This is a genomic window from Neolewinella litorea, assembly GCF_004803465.1.
In the GTDB taxonomy this organism is placed as follows: domain Bacteria; phylum Bacteroidota; class Bacteroidia; order Chitinophagales; family Saprospiraceae; genus Neolewinella; species Neolewinella litorea.
The window spans coordinates 1-17,233 of the sequence record NZ_SRSF01000015.1; the positions used below are offsets into that span (position 1 = coordinate 1).

Here is a 17,233-nt window from a genome sequence, read left to right on the forward strand (position 1 = left end):
CATCACCCACCCGGTAAAACTCCTGCTGCTACAGATCCTTGAAGACCGCTACGAACGAGCCGCCACGGTGATCGTCTCCCAGCTACCCGTAGCCAAATGGCACGCTTATCTGGACGAACCGACCGTAGCAGACGCCATCCTGGATCGCCTGATACCAAAGGCTCACCGGATCGAACTCAAGGGCAAAAGCCTACGCAAACGACCGGATCACCTATCTTTATAATCCATTAACGGCGCGAGTTATCCACAGGGGGGGGCAAAGCACCGGAATGGAGGGGTCAGATAGATCGGAATACGCAGACGAGCAAGATCCGAAGAAGGGCATATCGCAGAATGACCTTTACCAAATGCTTGCCTACGCTGTAAGATTTGAGGTCGATGAAATCATCCTGTTCTACCCTAATACCCTCTGCCAAGGCCAGGAAGCCCAAACGGAGCTCACGATCAAGGATGCCCTCGCCGGCGGGCGGGAAATAACTATCCGGGCTTTCCAATTACCCATTATCGAAAGGGGGCTGTTGTCTGCTGACTTATGTGGTGTGACGGATCTAAGAGAACTGTTTGCAAAGACTAGGCGGGAATTGATCAGGAAGATTGAGGGGATTTTGGGGCCGGTGGTAGCGTAAGGGGCTTGCAGCTTTAAATCTTGTATAAAATTATGATTTATCATATGTGAGGTGGCGCAAGGCTGCCAGTCGTGTTACACAAGTCGACAAACTATATAAACATAACTCATCAGTTAGCTCGGAGGAGTATTTAAGAAGTTGTATCACCTGCTTTTCTACAGCGCGAGTATGCTAACCCTTTTTACAACTCCAACCGCAAACGGCCGTCGTAACTGGCCACCTAAGTCAGAATCCAAATTTCCTTGAGTATTGATGCATACTCAGTGGTGCCAAAGCTTTTCCCACCTGCCAGCCACGGCCCACTAGACAAAAAAGGAGCAGGCGAGCGACGCTACTACTCGCAACGCCCATAAGCGCAACGGAGGAGGTAGAAACTAGCAACATCATCTGCCCCCACCGCTTAAACCAAAATCTATCCATCCTACGAAAATCCGTATAAGGCGCCCGCTTGGTGCAATCCTAATTTTAAGGTGTTCTTATAACCAAACTGGAATAACCATGAATACTATAGGATTTGGCAAGCAGGGGTGGACCCCCGAACGCCTGGGAAATTCAGCCGGCAAAACCTACCTCACCACCGGAGCAAACACGGGAGCGGGCTTTGCGGCGGCGCGGATACTGCTGAGGAAGGGTGCCGCGGTGGTGATGCTGAACCGGAGCCGACAGAAATCCGAGCGGGCGATGGCGGATTTGCGGAAAGAGCTCGGCGCCAACGCCAGGGTTTCCTTTACCCGGATGGACCTGGCGGATTTTTCCTCCGTCCGGGAGGCGGCCGCAGAGGTCCTGCGGATGGTACCCCGGATCGACGCCCTGATTTGCAACGCGGCGGTGGCCTAGGTGGCGAAGCAGTCCTTTACCGTCGACGGGTTCGAGAGCCAGTTGGGCATCAACCACTATGGTCACTTTCTTCTGACCAACCTGTTGTTTGGGCGGGTGGAGGAATCCCGGGGCCGCATCGTGGTCATGTCGAGCGAGGGGTACAAGATGGGACTGAAGACTATCCAGTACGACGACATGAACTTCGACGCGAACTACCACCCGAATACGACCTACTGCCACAGCAAACTCGCCCAGATGATGTTTGCCTACGAGTTGCAACGGCGGATCGCGGTGGCCAATCGGAAGGTGAAGGTGTACGTCTGCCACCCCGAGGCTTCCAATACTTCCCTGGTCAACGGTTTGGGTGGCTCGAAATGCCAGTTCAAGTAGACCACCGAGGGAGTTATTCGAAAACTGGACTACTTCCCCCAGCACCGTGGCGAAATACTAGGAAGGCGACCAACTTCTTGCACGATTCTGCAGTGCATGGTATGGAGCACTCAAACTGGAGTTGTCAGAAAGCGTGATGTCGTTTTTTAAGATTTTTGCCAAACAGCCCTTAAAACCCAACTGAATGGTTGCGCGAAATCTTGGAAAAATATAAATTAGTTGCGCTTAAGTAGTGCTGCTGCGACAGCCATGCAGATACACAACAAATAAACCAATCGTCAGGACCAATGAGTAATGCAGAGGTGTTTATCGATATTTACAATAAGATCGATAACCTACTTCGGAAATCGGGCCAATATGATGCCGATGATTCTTTTACCAGGAAAGTAAAGCAAAGCAAGAACGCTGTCGTACGACGGTATCGTGGCCGGTTGATTTCCATGGGCGAATTGCGAAACGCTATCGTCCACAATCCAAAGATAGATGGGAAGCCGATTGCGGACCCTCATGATGCTACCGTCAGGGAGATCGAAAAGATATACAACCAGCTGTCAAATCCAAAAAAGGTTATACCGACCTTTCAGTTCGATGTGTTAGGAGCCCGAAAAGACGAATATATCAATGACATTTTGATCGAAATGAAGCGTTGGTCTTTCTCACAATTTCCAGTACTCGATGAAAATGGGAGCGTTATTGAATTAATCAATACTAACACCATCGCCAGGTGGCTGTCAAGTCAAGTAGAGGACAACGGAACAGTAATTATTGATGAAGTAAAAGTGGAGGATTTTTTATCTGAGATAGAAAGTCCAAAGAACTACGAATTCATTTCAAGGGATACGTCTGTTTTTGAGGCATATGAAATATTTACCACACATGTCGAGAAAAGCAACAGGCGGCTGGACGTTCTTTTCATCACCCAATCAGGGAAGCCAACAGAAACGTTGTTAGGGCTAGCTACCATCGAAGACGTAGCCTCTGAGGTCATATCTGCTTCTTAAGATGGAGTGGATTGATGGATTACTCGGCGAGGCCAGGTAGATTGGAAAGCGGGAGACGAGAGCGTTTTCGTGATCTTTGGAAATTTTAATTAGGTGCGCTACGAGATGTTTTTGTTGTGGGGGGAAGCTATCGTCCTACTCATATGGCCAGCCGCCACCGGTCGTCGTAAAGGATAGCCAGCTGAGCTAGGATACGGTTCCAGTTTTGGTGTTCAATTCCGGCCGGCGGTACAAGACTCTCAGCTGCCACGGCCAGAAAGCCAACGGGCAATCAGCTTTCGAGCGGTTTGCGGCTAAGGGGAGACGTACGGTAGTCATCAGCAAACAGCCTTTTTCTTGTCAAAAGCGTTACCTAAAAAGCTACCATCATCGTCAAGCGATTGGCGCACCGACATTAACCATGCACACGCTGATTAGAGAAAACATTGGTCAAATTGCCGCGGCGTGTAGAAAATACGCTGTCAAAGAGCTATCCGTTTTTGGGTCAGTTCTCGAGGAAGAACGGTTTGCTGCCAGCAGTGACGTGGATGTGTATGTCGATTTCGACGAAAGCAACATAAGTCTGGAGCGGTATGCGGATTACTATTTTGCCCTGCACGCGGAGCTAGAAACTATTCTCGACAGACCCGTCGACATAACGACCAAAAGGAGCTTGAAAAATCCGTTTTTCAAGGAGGAGCTGAATAGGACGAAGCAAAGTATCTTTCAATTCTCAGAAAAGATTGATGGATAACAGGATTAACAATCGCTATTTGACATTGAAAATTCCATTGAAACGGTAGGTGAGTTCATGAAGGAGGTGAATTCCTTCGATGAATATCTCAAGCACAAAATGCTTCGCAGGGCTATCGAACGGGAGATTGAAATCATCGGTGAGGCGATGAATAGAATCCTGAAAGCCTACCCGGATATCGAAATACCCGATGCAAGAAAAATAATAGCTACCCGGAATAAGATAATCCACGGATACGACGAGGTCGATGATGTGGTAATTTATGTTATTGCTACGAAGCACCTAAAGGATTTAAGGGATAGTATCAGCAAACTTTAGTCGATCCAAGGATCATTTATGATTGGGGTTTTGGTGGTGCCCGGCTCTCAGGGCCAACTGCCACCGGTCGTCATACAGGATGTTCAGCTGAGTCAGGATCCCGTTTCAGTTGTGTGTAAGGGCTCCCTCCCCTTGCCGGTCGCGTAGCTATAGACGAGAAAAGCCAACGAGGATCTCTACTTTCAAGCGGTTGCACCCCTGGAGAAACCTACACTTGTGCCAGCCGCAGGGCGGAAAGCCACCTTTCTTCACCTTTGGTGAGGGGCAGTGTAGGTAAATGCTTACCTTTAACTGCTTGCTCGCTCCAACACTACCAAATCGTAAGTTTTCAACCTCTTCCTATGCTGCAGTCTCACAATTTTCATATTGCCTGAACTTACAATAGCAAAATTGTGATCGCAGCCGGAAAGCCAGACAACGAAGCAGCCAGGCAGGAAGCCCTGCTGGAATACCAGCTTCTGGACACATTGCCTGAAAAGGAATACGACGCCATTACAAAGTTGGCCACTCAGGTCTGTGGAGCAAAGATGTCTACGATTACCCTGGTTGACAATGACCGCCAATGGTTTAAATCCACCTACAATCTGGCAGCATCTGAATCGACCCGCACCGAGGGGTTTTGTGCGCATTGTATTCTCGATCCGCACCATCCCACAATTGTAGAAAATACCCTCAAAGACGAGCGGTTTCAGGGCAATCCCTTTACTACCGGTGAATTTGCCAATTTCCATTTTTACGCTGGTGTTCCGCTGCTATCCACTGAAGGGCTACCGGTGGGCACCCTGTGTGTTCTTGACGACCGTCCGCGTAATCTGTCGCCGGAGCAGCAAGAATCCCTGGAAGCCCTGGCCAATCAGGTGGTTCAGCTTATGGAACTGCGTAAGAAAGTCTTTCAGTACCAGGAGTCGGAGGAGCAACTGAAGCGGATCAATCAAAACCTGGAAGATTTTTCCTACATCGTATCCCACGATATAAAGTCACCCCTCAACAGCATTACGCAAATGGTGGAAGCTTTCGTGGAGGATACGGAATGTACGTGGTCCACGGAATCCCAGTCATGCCTCGACCTCATCAGAGACTCTGCTACCGGCCTGGAGCAAATGATCGACAATATTTTAAAGTATTCGAAGGCGGTAAATTACCTTGAAAGCGACAGAAAGTTAATCGATCTCAATACCTTCCTACCCGGAATTGTGAGAAGTATTAATACTTCGCCACAGGTTCAAATCGTCATTTCCCCCGACCTGCCGTCCGTTTTTTCGTCCCCAACTGCGTTGCGGCAAATTTTTGCTAACCTGGTTTCTAACTCCATTAAGTACAACGACAAATCCGAAGGGAGGATAGCGCTCAGCTGTCGTCAAATGGGTAGCGAAGAATACAAATTTGAAGTCAGCGATAACGGAATGGGCATTCCAAAGGATAAACTGGAAAGCATCTTTGATCTGTTTTATCGGGTCAACCAAAGCAGCAGCTGTATGAAGCATAGCTCGGGAGTCGGGCTGGCCATCGTGAAAAAATTGATAAACGATCTGGGGGGCAGGATAGAAGTGGAATCGGCAGAGAATGAAGGGACGACTTTTAAGTTCTATTTGCCTTCGAGGTAAAAGCCGCTTTGCGTGGATAGGGAGTAGGGAATGGGCAGCTGGGCAGTGATGCGTCATTCCCACCAAACAGCGAAAAACCCAATGACCAGCTTCAACCTCCACAAGCAAAAATTCAAGACCGCCTTCCGACAAATACTGTCAGAAGGCGACAGCTACGAAATCGGCGAGGCCGCCCTGCCCGCCTACGCCCACCCAAATCCGCTGATCGACTGGTTGTTTTGGGAGCGGATCAGGGTGGCGTATGATTTTGCTGGAAGCCGGGAAGGGGGCCAAAATGTCCTTGATTTTGGGTGTGGGTCAGGCGTGCTGAGTTATTTGTTGGCGCAGGATGGGTGCTCGGTTACGGCGTGCGACGTGAATTTCGGGCCACTGGATGTGGTGAGGGAGAAGGTAGCCTTTCCCTCCAGCATCGAATTCGTAGAGGGGGACATCCTTGCCGGCGGACTGAAGGAGGGTTCCTTTGACGTAATCTTTGCCCTAGATGTATTGGAGCACATCAGTGATCTCGATCCCTACGTTGTGGAGTTTCGGAGGTTACTGAAGCCCGATGGTGTAGTTGTCGTGTCGGGACCGACGGAGAACCTGTTCTATAAAATCGGACGGAGATTAGCCGGTAACCGGTTCACGGGAGACTACCACGTCACGAATATCGCCCACGTAAAGGCAGCGTTTGAAAGGGAGATGCGGGTAACTATCCTGAAAAAGCTGCTGTTTCCCGTGGTGCTGTTTGAGGTGTTTATTGCCCGTCCGGAGTAGAAGACAGAATGTATTTTGATATGAGGGTTGGCGCTGGCCTTCAACTTCGATCAATCTTACCGAAACCTGGGCCACCAAGGCCCGGAAGCCTTCGCAAAAGACGACGGATAAATCTTGGCTTTTGGGATTGGGTTTTGCACCCGCGCCCCGCCGCCACAACCTTTCGTTTATTTTGTTTGTTTCGATTATTGCGTTTAACTTCGCAATTGTACCTCCCCTACTATGGCTAATCTGACCTACAGCAACGGCGATTCTTTCACCAAACCGTCCAAACAGGATCAGGAACTGGCGCTCACCTCCTATGACGCCCTTACCGAAGCGCTGAAGCAGTTGCGCACTGAATCCCCCGAGATTGAGATCGAGGAAACCGGGGAGCGAATCACTGTGCCCCGTAGTGCCCTGGAACTGCTGCGGGACGTCTTGAAGTCACTGAGTAAGGGGCAGGCAGTCTCCGTTTTTCCGATTGCCGCAGAAATGACTACCCAGGCGGCGGCCGACTTTCTCAATTGCTCACGACCCTACCTGGTCAAGCTATTGGAGAAGGGGGAAATCCCCTTTACCAAAGTGGGAAAGCATCGCCGCATCAAGTTTGAAGACGTGCACGCCTACCGCCAGCGAATGAAACAGGAGCAGAAGCAACACCTGATCGAGATGATGAAGGCGGACGAAGACTCCGGCTTGTATGATACATAGCAAACGCTTCACCGCAGTACTGGATACCAATGTGATCTTTCCCATCGAAGTGCGGGATCTGCTATTTTGGTTTGCACACCATGACCTTTACACCCCAAAGTGGAGTCAGCACATTTTTTCGGAATGGGAAGATGTCATGCGACGTCGAGAAGTGGCTGAAGCTGAAATTGCCAAACGGTTAGCGCGAGTTGCAGCTGCGTTTCCCGATGCAATGGTCAAAAATTATGAGCCTTTGATTGATACTCTCGACCTACCCGATCAAAAAGATCGTCACGTCCTCGCCGCCGCGATCAAGGTGAACGCCAACGTAATCGTAACGAATAACTTAAAGGACTTCCCAGAGGATTATCTAAAACGGTTCGGGCTCTCGGTAAAAAGCGCAGATGAATTTCTGGCGGAAACCATCGATCTGGCACCGAATCGAGCCGTAGAAGCCTTCCGTGAACTGGTACTCTACCGTCGCAATCCCGATCAGGACGAATACGAGGTGCTACAAGCGTTGCGGCGCAACGGGCTGGTGGATACCGCGAATTATTTGCATGCCTTGTTGTAGGGCATTGTATAATTAATAGGCAAGGTTTTTGGTCAGCATTTCACCTTGCCTGTGGGACAATCTACTCCCCCACCACCTCCACCCCCAAAAACATCACCGGATTCTCGCTAATCCGCAGCGCCTTTCCGCTGGCGGTGGTGACGTCATGCAGGATCACCCGCTCGGTAAGGATATAGGGGTAGGGCTCGGTGTAGGTGGTGTCCGTACGTTCGGGATTGAAGTCGGCGAACAAGGCCGGGCCCGGGTAGTCGGCAGACAGGTGCGCATCGTCGATGTGGAGGCCCGAGATGGTGATGGTGTCCGGCATGTAGCACACGTAGCCGAAATCGTGCTGTCCGGAGTAGTGGCCGTCGATCACCGCCGCGCCGCCGTTGGTGGGTACGAAGGTGCAGTCGCGCAGCAACAGTTGGCCGCGCCAGGTGCTGCCGTAATCGGAGCGGAGGTTGACGAAGCGGCCGCCGCGCACGGTGGTGTTTTCCACGGTCAGGGTGCCGCTGCCGATGGCGTTGATGCCCATGTGGCCGAGGGTGGAGTTGCGGATGGTCGCGTTGGCCACCCCCTTGTGGGCGTCGAAGCGGGAGAGGACACAGCCGTCGTAGACCAGGTTCTTGCAGTAGTTGGAGCCCATGATCCCCCAGTAGGTGCGGTCGTTGATGTCGTTGGTCTGGGTGCAGTTCACGAAGGAGACGTTCAGGGCCCCGTTGGCCAGGATGTCGTAGCTACCCATGCTCACCGGGCGACCGGCCGAGCCGATGGTGGAGTAGGTCTTGTGGCCGGTCAGTACGCAGTTGCGCACCGTCACGTAGGCGCAGTTGCGCAGGTTGATGAAGCCGCCGTAGGGCGCCCCGTGCTCGCCTTCGCCGGTGATGAGGTGGGTGAGGCCGTCGACCACCACCCGCGACCGCTCGACCACCATGTTGCGGGCGTAGTAGGTGTATTTCGATTCCGCCTGGTTGGCTACGGTGACGAAGCGTCCACCGGTGATGTATAGGGTGTCCTCCTCGATCGGGCGGGCGGTAATTTCGGTAATGCGGTCGAAGTCCCAGATGATGGGCGTTTGGGGGTCCACCCTCCCTTCGGCGTCGACGACGAAGATATCGGTCTGCGCCGCCCCCCGGTCCTGGTTCAGTCCGTAGCGGATGTAGTGGCGCACGGAGTCGTTGGTCACCGTCACCAGGCTGGCGGCGGGCAGCTTGATCGGGAGGGTTTCCTGTCCGCGCCCCAGGCGGGTGATGCCCTCGGGTACGAAGGTCTCCTCCCGCGAGCCAATCAGAAATATTGGCGCCGAGATGTTGTCCACCGCCGTATCGTCGATGAGGAAGGTGGCGGTGCCGAAGTCGGTCGAAGTCAGTACCTCCACGGTCCGGTCCTTCCCGCCGATGTAGTAGGTGCCCTCCCCGGCCTTCACCGGCAGTTCGTGGCGATTGGCGTAGGCGTGCGCTGCCCAGATGGCCGCACTGGCGTCGGTGGTGCCGTCGTCCGCGGCGCCGAAGTCGCGGTAGGTCACGTAGCCCCGTTGGCGGATGGCCGCTGCTTGCTGGGAATCCGGTTCGGCGGGCACAATCTCCTGGGCCGACACGGTAACGGCGACAAATACGAAGAGCAGTAGCAGGACATAGCGCATGGTGGAAACATTGTAGGCTGCGGGGGCAGCTTAAGGTACTCGTTTCGGCGAGGCCTGGCGGGCGCGGCGGCTGGAATTTGCTGGTTACTGCTCAGTAGCGCCGACTTCAGTCGGTATGCTGCCTGATTGGCTGTCTGGTTAATAGCGCCGACTTCAGTCGGCATGCTGCTAGTTTGTGCGGTTAGCTGGTAGCGCCGACTTCAGTCGGTATGCTGCTAGTTTGTGCGGCTGGTTGGTAGCGCCGGTTTCAGTCGGCATGCTGCTTGTTTGTGCGGCAGATTTGTAGCGCCGACTTCAGTTGGCATGCTGCTAGTTTGTGCGGCTGGTTGGTAGCGCCGACTTCAGTCGGCATGCTGCTAGTTTGGGCGCCGGAGCGCAGGTGCCACGAAAATCCCGGGATCCCGCGCTCGCCGGCAAAGGTTCCGCCCTAGAAGATACCCTCGATGGTATGCGTGGTCCCGTTAAAGGTGACGGTCTCCCCTACCCCGCGGTTCAGGAAGGCCTGCCCAATGGGCGACTGTGCGGAGATGCAGAAATACACCTGGTCCTCCAGTTTGACTTTGCCCAGACCTACGGACAGGTAGTAACTCCAGTGTTGGGTGACCACCAGGCTACCCTGGGTGACGCGGTCGTGGTTATCCTGCGGTTTCAAGGCCGCCAGTGTGTGCTGGTCCTGCATCACCTGCAGCAGTTGTCGGTGGGCCTGGACTTCCTCCCGGTGCAGCATTTCGCGGCCGGTCTCGTATTTATCCCCGGCACTGCTTTTGGTTTCGCTTTCGCGTGCGGTATTGATCCCGTCCAGGATATGCTGGAGGGTAGCGATGCGGCGGTCGGTGTCGGCGACGCAGGCCTGATGGAGTTGGGACTTTATGCTTTGGTTGTCTGACACGGGCCGTAATAATACCACTCCCCCAACGTAGTTTTACCTCCGATTCCTGCCCCACGAGCGCGAGCGAGCAGAGACGTGCGGTAGCCCTTGACCCCTTGTCCCACACGAGCGCTAGCGAGCAGAAACGTGCGGCAGCTTCTTCACCAACTCACCCATTCACGAATTCACCCATTCACGAAACCCTATGAGGAAGCTAGCCCTACACTGGAAAATCATCATCGGCATGGTACTGGGCGTAGTGTTCGGCTTTGCCGCCAGTGCGTTTGGTGCCACGGAATTCGTGGTGGACTGGATCAAGCCCTTCGGCATCATCTTCATCAACGCGCTTAAGCTGATTGCCATCCCGCTCATCGTTGCCTCCCTTATCAAGGGGATCAGCGACCTGCAGGACATCTCCCAACTTTCGCGGATCGGTGGTCGCACACTGGGCCTTTTCCTGGTGACGACCGTAACCGCGGTTACGATTGGCCTGGGCATCGTCAACCTGGTTAATCCGGGCAAGGTCGTTTCCCCGGAAACGCGGGAGAAACTGCTGGCCGCCTACGCCAACGACGCCTCCCAGCGGATCGAGATCGCTACTTCCCAGGCCGACCAGGGCCCCTTGAGCTTCTTCGTGGACATGGTGCCGGATAACATCGTTGGCGCGGCCTCCTTCAACGGCAATATGCTGCAGGTGATCTTTTTCGTCGTTTTCTTCGGCATCGGACTCATCCTGATTCCCCCCGACAAGGCGCGGCCCGTCAAGGCCTTTTTCGACGGCGTGAACGAGGTCGTGCTCAAGTTGATCGACCTGCTGATGGCCACCGCGCCGTACGCTGTATTCGCGCTGCTGGCGGCTTTGGTGGTCGAGGCCCCGAGCGCCGATCTGTTCGCGGCGCTGCTGTCGTACAGCATTTGCGTACTGCTGGGGCTGGCCATTCTGATATTGGGACTTTACCCCCTGCTGGTCCGCCTGTTCACGGGCGTTGGGTACGGGGCCTTTTTCCGTGGCATTGCGCCGGCGCAGTTGCTGGCCTTCAGCACCAGTTCCAGTGCCGCTACCCTGCCCGTGACCCTGGAACGCACCACCGGGCACCTGGGCGTGTCGGAGGACGTCGCCAGTTTCGTGCTGCCCATTGGCGCGACCGTCAACATGGACGGCACGAGTCTGCACCAGGCGGTCGCCGCGGTATTCGTCGCCCAGGTCTTTGGACTGGAGCTCGACCTGACCACCCAACTTGGCATCATCGTTACCGCCAGTATGGCGTCGATCGGTGCGGCGGCCGTTCCCAGCGCCGGCATCGTGATGCTGGTCATCGTGCTCGGACAGGCGGGTATCCCCGTTGAGGGCATCGCCCTGATCTTCGCCGTCGATCGCCCCCTGGACATGTGCCGCACCATCGCCAACGTGACGGGCGACGCCACGGTATCGATGGCCGTAGCCAATTCCGTAGGGAAGTTGGACGTCGCCTCCATTGCGCGCTGATGGATGCGTACATCGCTTAGGTCGAGGCCGTGCCGGCCGAGTTGTTATCTCGACCCACAGGGTCTCGACCTAAGCGGGTTGAGGGCCTCCAGGCCCGATGGTTTACTGCTACCGGAATGGGTTTAGAATGCACTCCAGCGATCGCCCCTAGAGGGGCTCAACCCGTTACGGTCATTTCCAAGCCCCTACTCACCCCCAACCACCAGTTTCTTTACTGCCCGTCCGGTCGGACTACTCACCGAGACCAGATAGGCACCCGGCGGCAGCCGGTCTACCTCGAGGGTGGCGGTGGGGGAATCATCCGCGGATAGGCTCCGGCGAAGCATCACGGCCCCGGTCAGGGAGCGCAATTCCACCACCACCGGCTGGCCGGCGAAGGCGGCAAGGCCGACGGTCACCCGGTCATGGGCGGGGTTAGGGTAGAGGTCGAAATCCAGCGACGCGGCTACCGGCGAAGCGGGCAGAACGGCCACGGGCGCGGCGGGGGCAGCAAGCGGGGTCGAGGGCGAGTTGGATATTGTAACCTCGTCGAATACGCCTACCGTCACCTGCTTGTCGTTGAGGCTTTCGACGAACAGGCCTACCTTGATGCAGTTTGTCATAACCACCGTCTGGGTAAAGAGCAGCTTCCAGGTTTTGCCGTCCGGGGACGTATATCCGGTGAAGGTATTGCCGATGCGGACCAGCCGGAGCCAGCTGTCGTGCCGCCGGTTGTCTTGCGTAAATTCGGTCTTGCCCCCGCTGCTGAGGCGGTATTCGCCCCGCACGATCGGGTTGCGCTTGCGCATCAGGAGCACCATGGGTGAATTGTCGGAAAGGTTCTGACGCATTTCAAGGCCCACCCAGCCGATGCCGCTCTGGCTGCGCACCCGGGCGATGATCTCGGCGTTGCCGCAAATCTCCTGATACACCAACTGCTGTTCGTCGCGGTTCTTCTTGGAAGCGCCCGTGGCGGTGATGGTGAATTGGTCAGGATCGCAAGCATCAAACGTAACTCCGCCACCGGCCCCGCCGATGGCCTTGGCCGACCAGGGTCCGGCAATGGGATCCGGCGGGTAGTTGCCGCCCGGACAGGAGAGGGGCTCGTCGTACAGCGGACAGACCCGAATTTCACATTCCGGGTCGCCGGAAAGCCGCACGTACACGGGAACGCCCTTCGTGCCGTTGGCGGGTATTCCCGTGACGCAGATCACTACTTCCTGCGTACTGATAGCCTTAGTAAAGGCTACCGGGTAGGAGACCCCGTCAATGACTATCTCGTAAGCCGCCGCGTTGGTGGGCAGATAGTTACCGGTGACGTAGAAGCAGGTGCGGTAGGTACCGTTGTTGTCGCAGGTGGGCCCAACGTACTGGTCGCCGGGCTGACCGCCCACGCGCAAGCCAGTAATCTCGCAGGTGCACTTGGGCTCGTCGAAGAGGTCAGTGGCCGTGTAGGTGCATCCGTTACCGGCGTCGATGGTGACGTCAACGTCGGTACTCGCATCCCCCGGCACGCCGAGGACGCAGACCACCACCTGCTGGCCACTGAGCACCTGCAGGAAGGCCGGGGTGTAGGTCACCCCATCTATAGTGACGGTGTAGGCCGCCGCGTTGGTGGGCAGGAAGCTACCGGTGATATAAAAGCAGGTGCGGTAGGTGCCGTTGTTGTCGCAGGTGGGTCCAATGAATTGATCGCCCGGTTGGCCGGCCACGCGCACGTCGGTGATCTCACAAGTGCACTTGGGCTCATCAAAGAGGTCAGTGGCCGTGTAGGCGCAGCCGTTGCCGGCGTCTATGGTGACGTCCACATCCGTGCTCGCATCTCCCGGCACGCCCAGAATGCAAACCACCACCTGCTGGCCACTGAGCACCTGCAGGAAGGCCGGGGTGTAGGTCACGCCGTCCACGGTGACGGTGTAGGCCGCGGCGTTGGTGGGCAGGAAGCTGCCGGTGATATAAAAGCAGGTGCGGTAGGTGCCGTTGTTGTCGCAGGTAGGTCCAATGAATTGGTCGCCCGGTTGCCCGGCCACGCGCACGTCGGTGATCTCGCAGGTACACTTGGGCTCATCAAATAGATCGGTGGCTGTGTAGGCACAGCCGTTGCCGGCGTCTATGGTGACGTCCACATCCGTGCTCGCATCCCCCGGCACGCCGAGGACGCAGACCACCACCTGCTGACCACTGAGCACCTGCAGGAAAGCCGGGGTGTAGGTCACCCCATCTATGGTGACGGTGTAGGCCGCGGCGTTGGTGGGCAGGAAGCTGCCGGTGATATAAAAGCAGGTGCGGTAGGTGCCGTTGTTGTCGCAGGTGGGCCCGATGTACTGGTCGCCGGGCTGACCGCCCACGCGCACGTCGGTGATGTCACAGGTGCACTTGGGCTCGTCGAAGAGGGCGGTAGCCGTATAAGAGCAGCCGGTGCCGGCGTCGACGGTGACGTCCACGGCGGCGGTGGCGTCACCGGGTATGCCCAGGACACAGACCACCACCTGCTGTCCACTGATCACCTGCAGGAAGGCCGGGGTGTAGGTCACCCCATCTATGGTGACGGTATAGGCCGCGGCGTTGGTGGGCAGGAAGCTGCCGGTAATATAGAGGCAGGTGCGGTAGGTGCCGTTGTTGTCGCAGGTGGGCCCGATGTACTGGTCACCGGGTTGTCCGCCCACGCGCACGTCGGTGATGTCACAGGTGCACTTGGGCTCGTCGATCAAATCGACGGCGGTGTAGGTACAGCCACCGCCCGCATCTACCGTCACGTCGACATTCTGGGTGCCATCGCCTGGCACGCCGAGAACACAGACTACCACCTCCTGTGGACCGATGACCTGCAGGAAAGCGACCGTGTACGGTACGCCCTCAATAGTGACGGTATAGGCGGCCGCATTGGTGGGGAGATCCGGACCGCTTATATAAAAGCAACTGCGGTAGGTGCCGTCGTTGTCGCAGGTAGGTCCGATGTACTGATCGCCGGGTTGGCCCCCCAGGCGTACATTATTGATGGTACATACCTCGATACGGACGGGCGAAAGACTGACGAAAAAGAAGGGTAAGACCGCCAGGAGCAGCACTTGTAGGGTAGATTTTCGGGCTTCCATCGTGTAGTGTTTTCGGGTGAGGCATCACAAACAGCGGTACGGGCCGGCTCCCCGGGGCGGGACCAGCTTGGTACGACAGCCGCGGTACGCAGACCAAGGACGTGACGGACGGAGCGCGCTCACATCCAGTCAGACCAGCGAAGACGTCGTTAATATCCCCGGGGGTGACGGGCGGGGAATGGGTCGGTGTATGACAATAACCTATTATAATTTACGGGATTTTTTGTCAGGTTCTCTTGGTGGTGTCACATTTATTTTCCCGTGATGTACCCGGGCTGTCGCCGCACTAAAACAGGCATCGGTAACCCCAATCAGCTCGATTCCACCGCTTGTTACGCATCTCATTGTCACGTACTTTAGGCTCGACTTTCACTTGGCGGAACCTTTGTCGTAATCTGGTCTAAATCCCTGCGGAATGAAATATTTACTGCTTCTCTTTGCTGCCGCTACCCTCTCCTTGAGGGCGGTGCCCGCGGGTGCCGTATCCTCCGAGAAGCCCCGGGTCATCAATACCACCGACCTCGGCGCGGACCCCGACGACGAACAATCCCTGGTACGACAGCTGGTCTCCGCCAACGAATTCGACCTCGAGGGCCTGATCGTGGCCACCGGCTGCTGGAAGCAGGAACAGCACAGTACGGCGATGCTGGAAAGCATCATCGACGCCTACGCCGCCGCCTATCCCAACCTGAGCATCCACGCGGAAGGGTTTCCCACCCCCGACTACCTCCGCTCGGTCTCCGTGATGGGACAAACGAGCTACGGCATGGGCGACGTGGGAGAGGGCCGTGACAGCCCCGGCTCGGAACTGATTATCGCCGCCGCCGACCGCGACGACCCCCGTCCGCTGTGGGTCATGGGCTGGGGCGGCATGAACACCGTGGCCCAGGCCATTTGGAAGGTGAGCGAAACCCGGTCGCCGGAAGAGCTGCGCCATTTCCTCGGCAAACTGCGGCTATTTGACATCTTGGGGCAGGACGACGCCGGAGCCTGGATCGCAAAGAGTTTCCCGGAGGTATTCTACATCCGCGCCACCGGGGTCTACGGCTGGGCACCCTCCGATGAATACCTGGACCAGCACATCCAAAGCCACGGCCCGCTGGGTGCCGTCTACCCCGACCGGCAGTGGGCCACCGAGGGCGACTCCCCGGCCTTCCTCCACGTCTACCCCAATGGATTGAATGACCCCGAGAAAATCGAGCAGGGCGGCTGGGGCGGCCGCTTCCACATTGAAAAGCAGGCGGGCATTCGGAGTATGTCGGAAGTAGCCAAGATTGACCCCCAGGCGGAACCGGCCTACGATCCCTACTACATGTACGGAAATACCGAAGAGGGCGGAGATGCCATCAAGCGCTGGCGGGAGGGCTTCGACAATGACTTCGCGGCCCGGATGGACTGGTCAATTACCCCCAATTACGACGCGGCTAACCACCACCCCGTGGCCGTCCTCAATGGAGACCGTACCCGCCAGGTCCTCTATGCCAAGGTGAAACCGGGCACCACCCTCCGCCCTTCGGCGTTGGGCTCCACCGATCCGGACGGTGACGCGCTGTCCTACCGCTGGTCCGTCTACGGGGAGCCCACCACCTACGCCGGTGAGTTGACCCTCCGGAACGCGGACACCCCCGCCGCGGAACTGCTCATTCCTGATGACGCCGCCGGAACCACTATCCACCTGATCCTGGAAGTGCGCGACGGCGGTTCGCCCAACCTGATCGCTTACCGACGGCTGGTGGTGGAGGTCGAGGCCGTGTCGTCATCTACACGCCGGGGACAATGACTAAAGTAGGTGCTGCCCGGTGCTTTCACTCGCGGAGTGAAAGCCTGGGTGAAGGGCATCCACACCCGATGTATTGACAGGTGGTTCGGAGTTGACACGGTAGTGGCTCGACGCGCTGCTTCTCAACTTGCGCATCGAATCATTCTCCGGACTGACATAGATCACTGTCGCCACCCCGAGCGGCACGGAACTTTGGGAGCAACCAAAGCGACGGCCATGCCCAGGATCATTGTCCCCATCAATTTTTTCATCGCCTCGGCCGAGGCCCTCCGCTTCGGTTTCTCCCGGCCGGACTGGCGCATCACTGACGGTGATCAGCCAGGCATGTGACCCGCATCATTCCGCAATTGGCTGGTAGGGAGTATTTTAGGAGTACACCAACCCACCGCGTCATGAACAGGATCGTCGTCCCCATAGATTTTTCAGCCGCCGCCGCCAGTGCCCTGCGCTTCGCGGTCAAGCTGGCCGACGTCACTGGCATGAAGGTGACGGCCGTCTACGTTTTCAACTCCCTCATCACCAGTAACCGCCGGGAAACGCAGGAAGAACTGGCCGAAGACCGGAGGTTACTGTGCAAGGAACTGAAGGCATTCACCAAACGGCACGTGGGCACCGATCCCGCCAGTACGAGCGTCGAGGTAGTTGTAGCGGAGGGTATCCCGCCGGTATACATCCAATGGCTGAGCCACGACAGCAACGTGGCGCTCATCGTCATGGGAGGCATAGGCACCGGATCCGGCGGCCACAAGGATATGTTCGGCGGAATCGCCAAAGCGATTTCCCGGGAAGGGGGTTGCCCCATCGTCCTCATTCCGGAAAAATTCGCGGACGCGGCCATGGAAACCACCGCCCACCATCTGGAGGGCCTTTCCGCCCTTTCTTGCATGGATACGGAATAGCCAGGCATC

General features: G+C 56.5%; 15 protein-coding genes and 1 pseudogene. 13 read left to right on the forward strand and 3 right to left on the reverse strand.

Annotated elements, in window-relative coordinates; genetic code table 11:
* The 10 genes and pseudogenes from E4021_RS17250 to E4021_RS17295 all read left to right on the forward strand — a co-directional run.
* Window positions 1-223 (forward strand): ATP-binding protein (locus E4021_RS17250; protein ID WP_168797656.1); only part of this gene is annotated, 223 nt, incomplete at its 5' end.
* Between the two features lie 46 nt (window positions 224-269).
* Entirely contained in the window at window positions 270-626 is a 357-nt protein-coding gene (locus E4021_RS17255; protein ID WP_136460658.1) for a 5-methylcytosine restriction system specificity protein McrC, read from the forward strand.
* A 498-nt stretch (window positions 627-1,124) separates the two neighbouring features.
* Window positions 1,125-1,799 (forward strand): annotated as a pseudogene (locus E4021_RS18635) (SDR family NAD(P)-dependent oxidoreductase); the annotation flags it as partial.
* A gap of 323 nt (window positions 1,800-2,122) precedes the next feature.
* Complete coding sequence (locus E4021_RS17265; protein ID WP_136460660.1) at window positions 2,123-2,836, forward strand: CBS domain-containing protein; 714 nt, start codon at window positions 2,123-2,125, stop codon at window positions 2,834-2,836.
* A gap of 208 nt (window positions 2,837-3,044) precedes the next feature.
* The gene (locus tag E4021_RS17270) at window positions 3,045-3,569 is read left to right on the forward strand and encodes a nucleotidyltransferase family protein (protein ID WP_246050323.1); all 525 of its coding nucleotides are present in this window, start codon (window positions 3,045-3,047) and stop codon (window positions 3,567-3,569) included.
* Window positions 3,570-3,605: 36 nt separating this feature from the next.
* Window positions 3,606-3,887: a DUF86 domain-containing protein gene (locus tag E4021_RS17275; RefSeq protein WP_262712784.1), complete on the forward strand. Its 282-nt coding sequence runs from the start codon at window positions 3,606-3,608 to the stop codon at window positions 3,885-3,887.
* Between the two features lie 392 nt (window positions 3,888-4,279).
* Window positions 4,280-5,491: a GAF domain-containing sensor histidine kinase gene (locus E4021_RS17280; protein WP_136460666.1), complete on the forward strand. Its 1,212-nt coding sequence runs from the start codon at window positions 4,280-4,282 to the stop codon at window positions 5,489-5,491.
* Between the two features lie 81 nt (window positions 5,492-5,572).
* Window positions 5,573-6,247, forward strand: coding sequence for a class I SAM-dependent methyltransferase (locus E4021_RS17285; RefSeq protein ID WP_168797671.1), 675 nt, complete (start codon window positions 5,573-5,575; stop codon window positions 6,245-6,247).
* A 222-nt stretch (window positions 6,248-6,469) separates the two neighbouring features.
* Window positions 6,470-6,940 carry a helix-turn-helix domain-containing protein gene (locus tag E4021_RS17290; RefSeq protein WP_136460670.1) on the forward strand — a complete coding sequence of 157 codons (471 nt, stop codon included), beginning with the start codon at window positions 6,470-6,472 and terminating at the stop codon, window positions 6,938-6,940.
* Window positions 6,930-7,493 (forward strand): PIN domain-containing protein, encoded by a 564-nt coding sequence (locus E4021_RS17295; protein WP_136460672.1) that lies wholly within the window; start codon window positions 6,930-6,932, stop codon window positions 7,491-7,493. The genes E4021_RS17290 and E4021_RS17295 overlap by 11 nt, the downstream gene beginning before the upstream one ends.
* A gap of 61 nt (window positions 7,494-7,554) precedes the next feature.
* Here the strand turns inward: E4021_RS17295 and E4021_RS17300 are convergent, their stop codons facing one another.
* Both E4021_RS17300 and E4021_RS17305 read right to left on the reverse strand, forming a co-directional pair.
* Window positions 7,555-9,117, reverse strand: a complete 1,563-nt coding sequence (locus E4021_RS17300; RefSeq protein WP_136460674.1) for a right-handed parallel beta-helix repeat-containing protein — start codon at window positions 9,115-9,117, stop codon at window positions 7,555-7,557.
* A gap of 427 nt (window positions 9,118-9,544) precedes the next feature.
* The gene (locus tag E4021_RS17305) at window positions 9,545-10,006 is read right to left on the reverse strand and encodes a GreA/GreB family elongation factor (RefSeq protein WP_136460676.1); all 462 of its coding nucleotides are present in this window, start codon (window positions 10,004-10,006) and stop codon (window positions 9,545-9,547) included.
* A gap of 184 nt (window positions 10,007-10,190) precedes the next feature.
* Between E4021_RS17305 and E4021_RS17310 the strand changes: the two genes are divergently transcribed.
* Window positions 10,191-11,471: a dicarboxylate/amino acid:cation symporter gene (locus E4021_RS17310; protein WP_136460678.1), complete on the forward strand. Its 1,281-nt coding sequence runs from the start codon at window positions 10,191-10,193 to the stop codon at window positions 11,469-11,471.
* A 185-nt stretch (window positions 11,472-11,656) separates the two neighbouring features.
* On the opposite strand, the gene E4021_RS17315 is transcribed toward E4021_RS17310, so the two are convergent.
* Window positions 11,657-14,545: a T9SS type A sorting domain-containing protein gene (locus E4021_RS17315; RefSeq protein ID WP_136460679.1), complete on the reverse strand. Its 2,889-nt coding sequence runs from the start codon at window positions 14,543-14,545 to the stop codon at window positions 11,657-11,659.
* A 415-nt stretch (window positions 14,546-14,960) separates the two neighbouring features.
* Between E4021_RS17315 and E4021_RS17320 the strand changes: the two genes are divergently transcribed.
* Window positions 14,961-16,325, forward strand: a complete 1,365-nt coding sequence (locus E4021_RS17320) for a DUF1593 domain-containing protein (RefSeq protein ID WP_136460681.1) — start codon at window positions 14,961-14,963, stop codon at window positions 16,323-16,325.
* Window positions 16,326-16,717: 392 nt separating this feature from the next.
* A complete protein-coding gene (locus E4021_RS17325) occupies window positions 16,718-17,224 on the forward strand; it encodes a universal stress protein (RefSeq protein ID WP_136460682.1) in 507 nt (168 codons plus the stop codon).
* The last annotated feature ends 9 nt before the right edge of the window (window positions 17,225-17,233 follow it).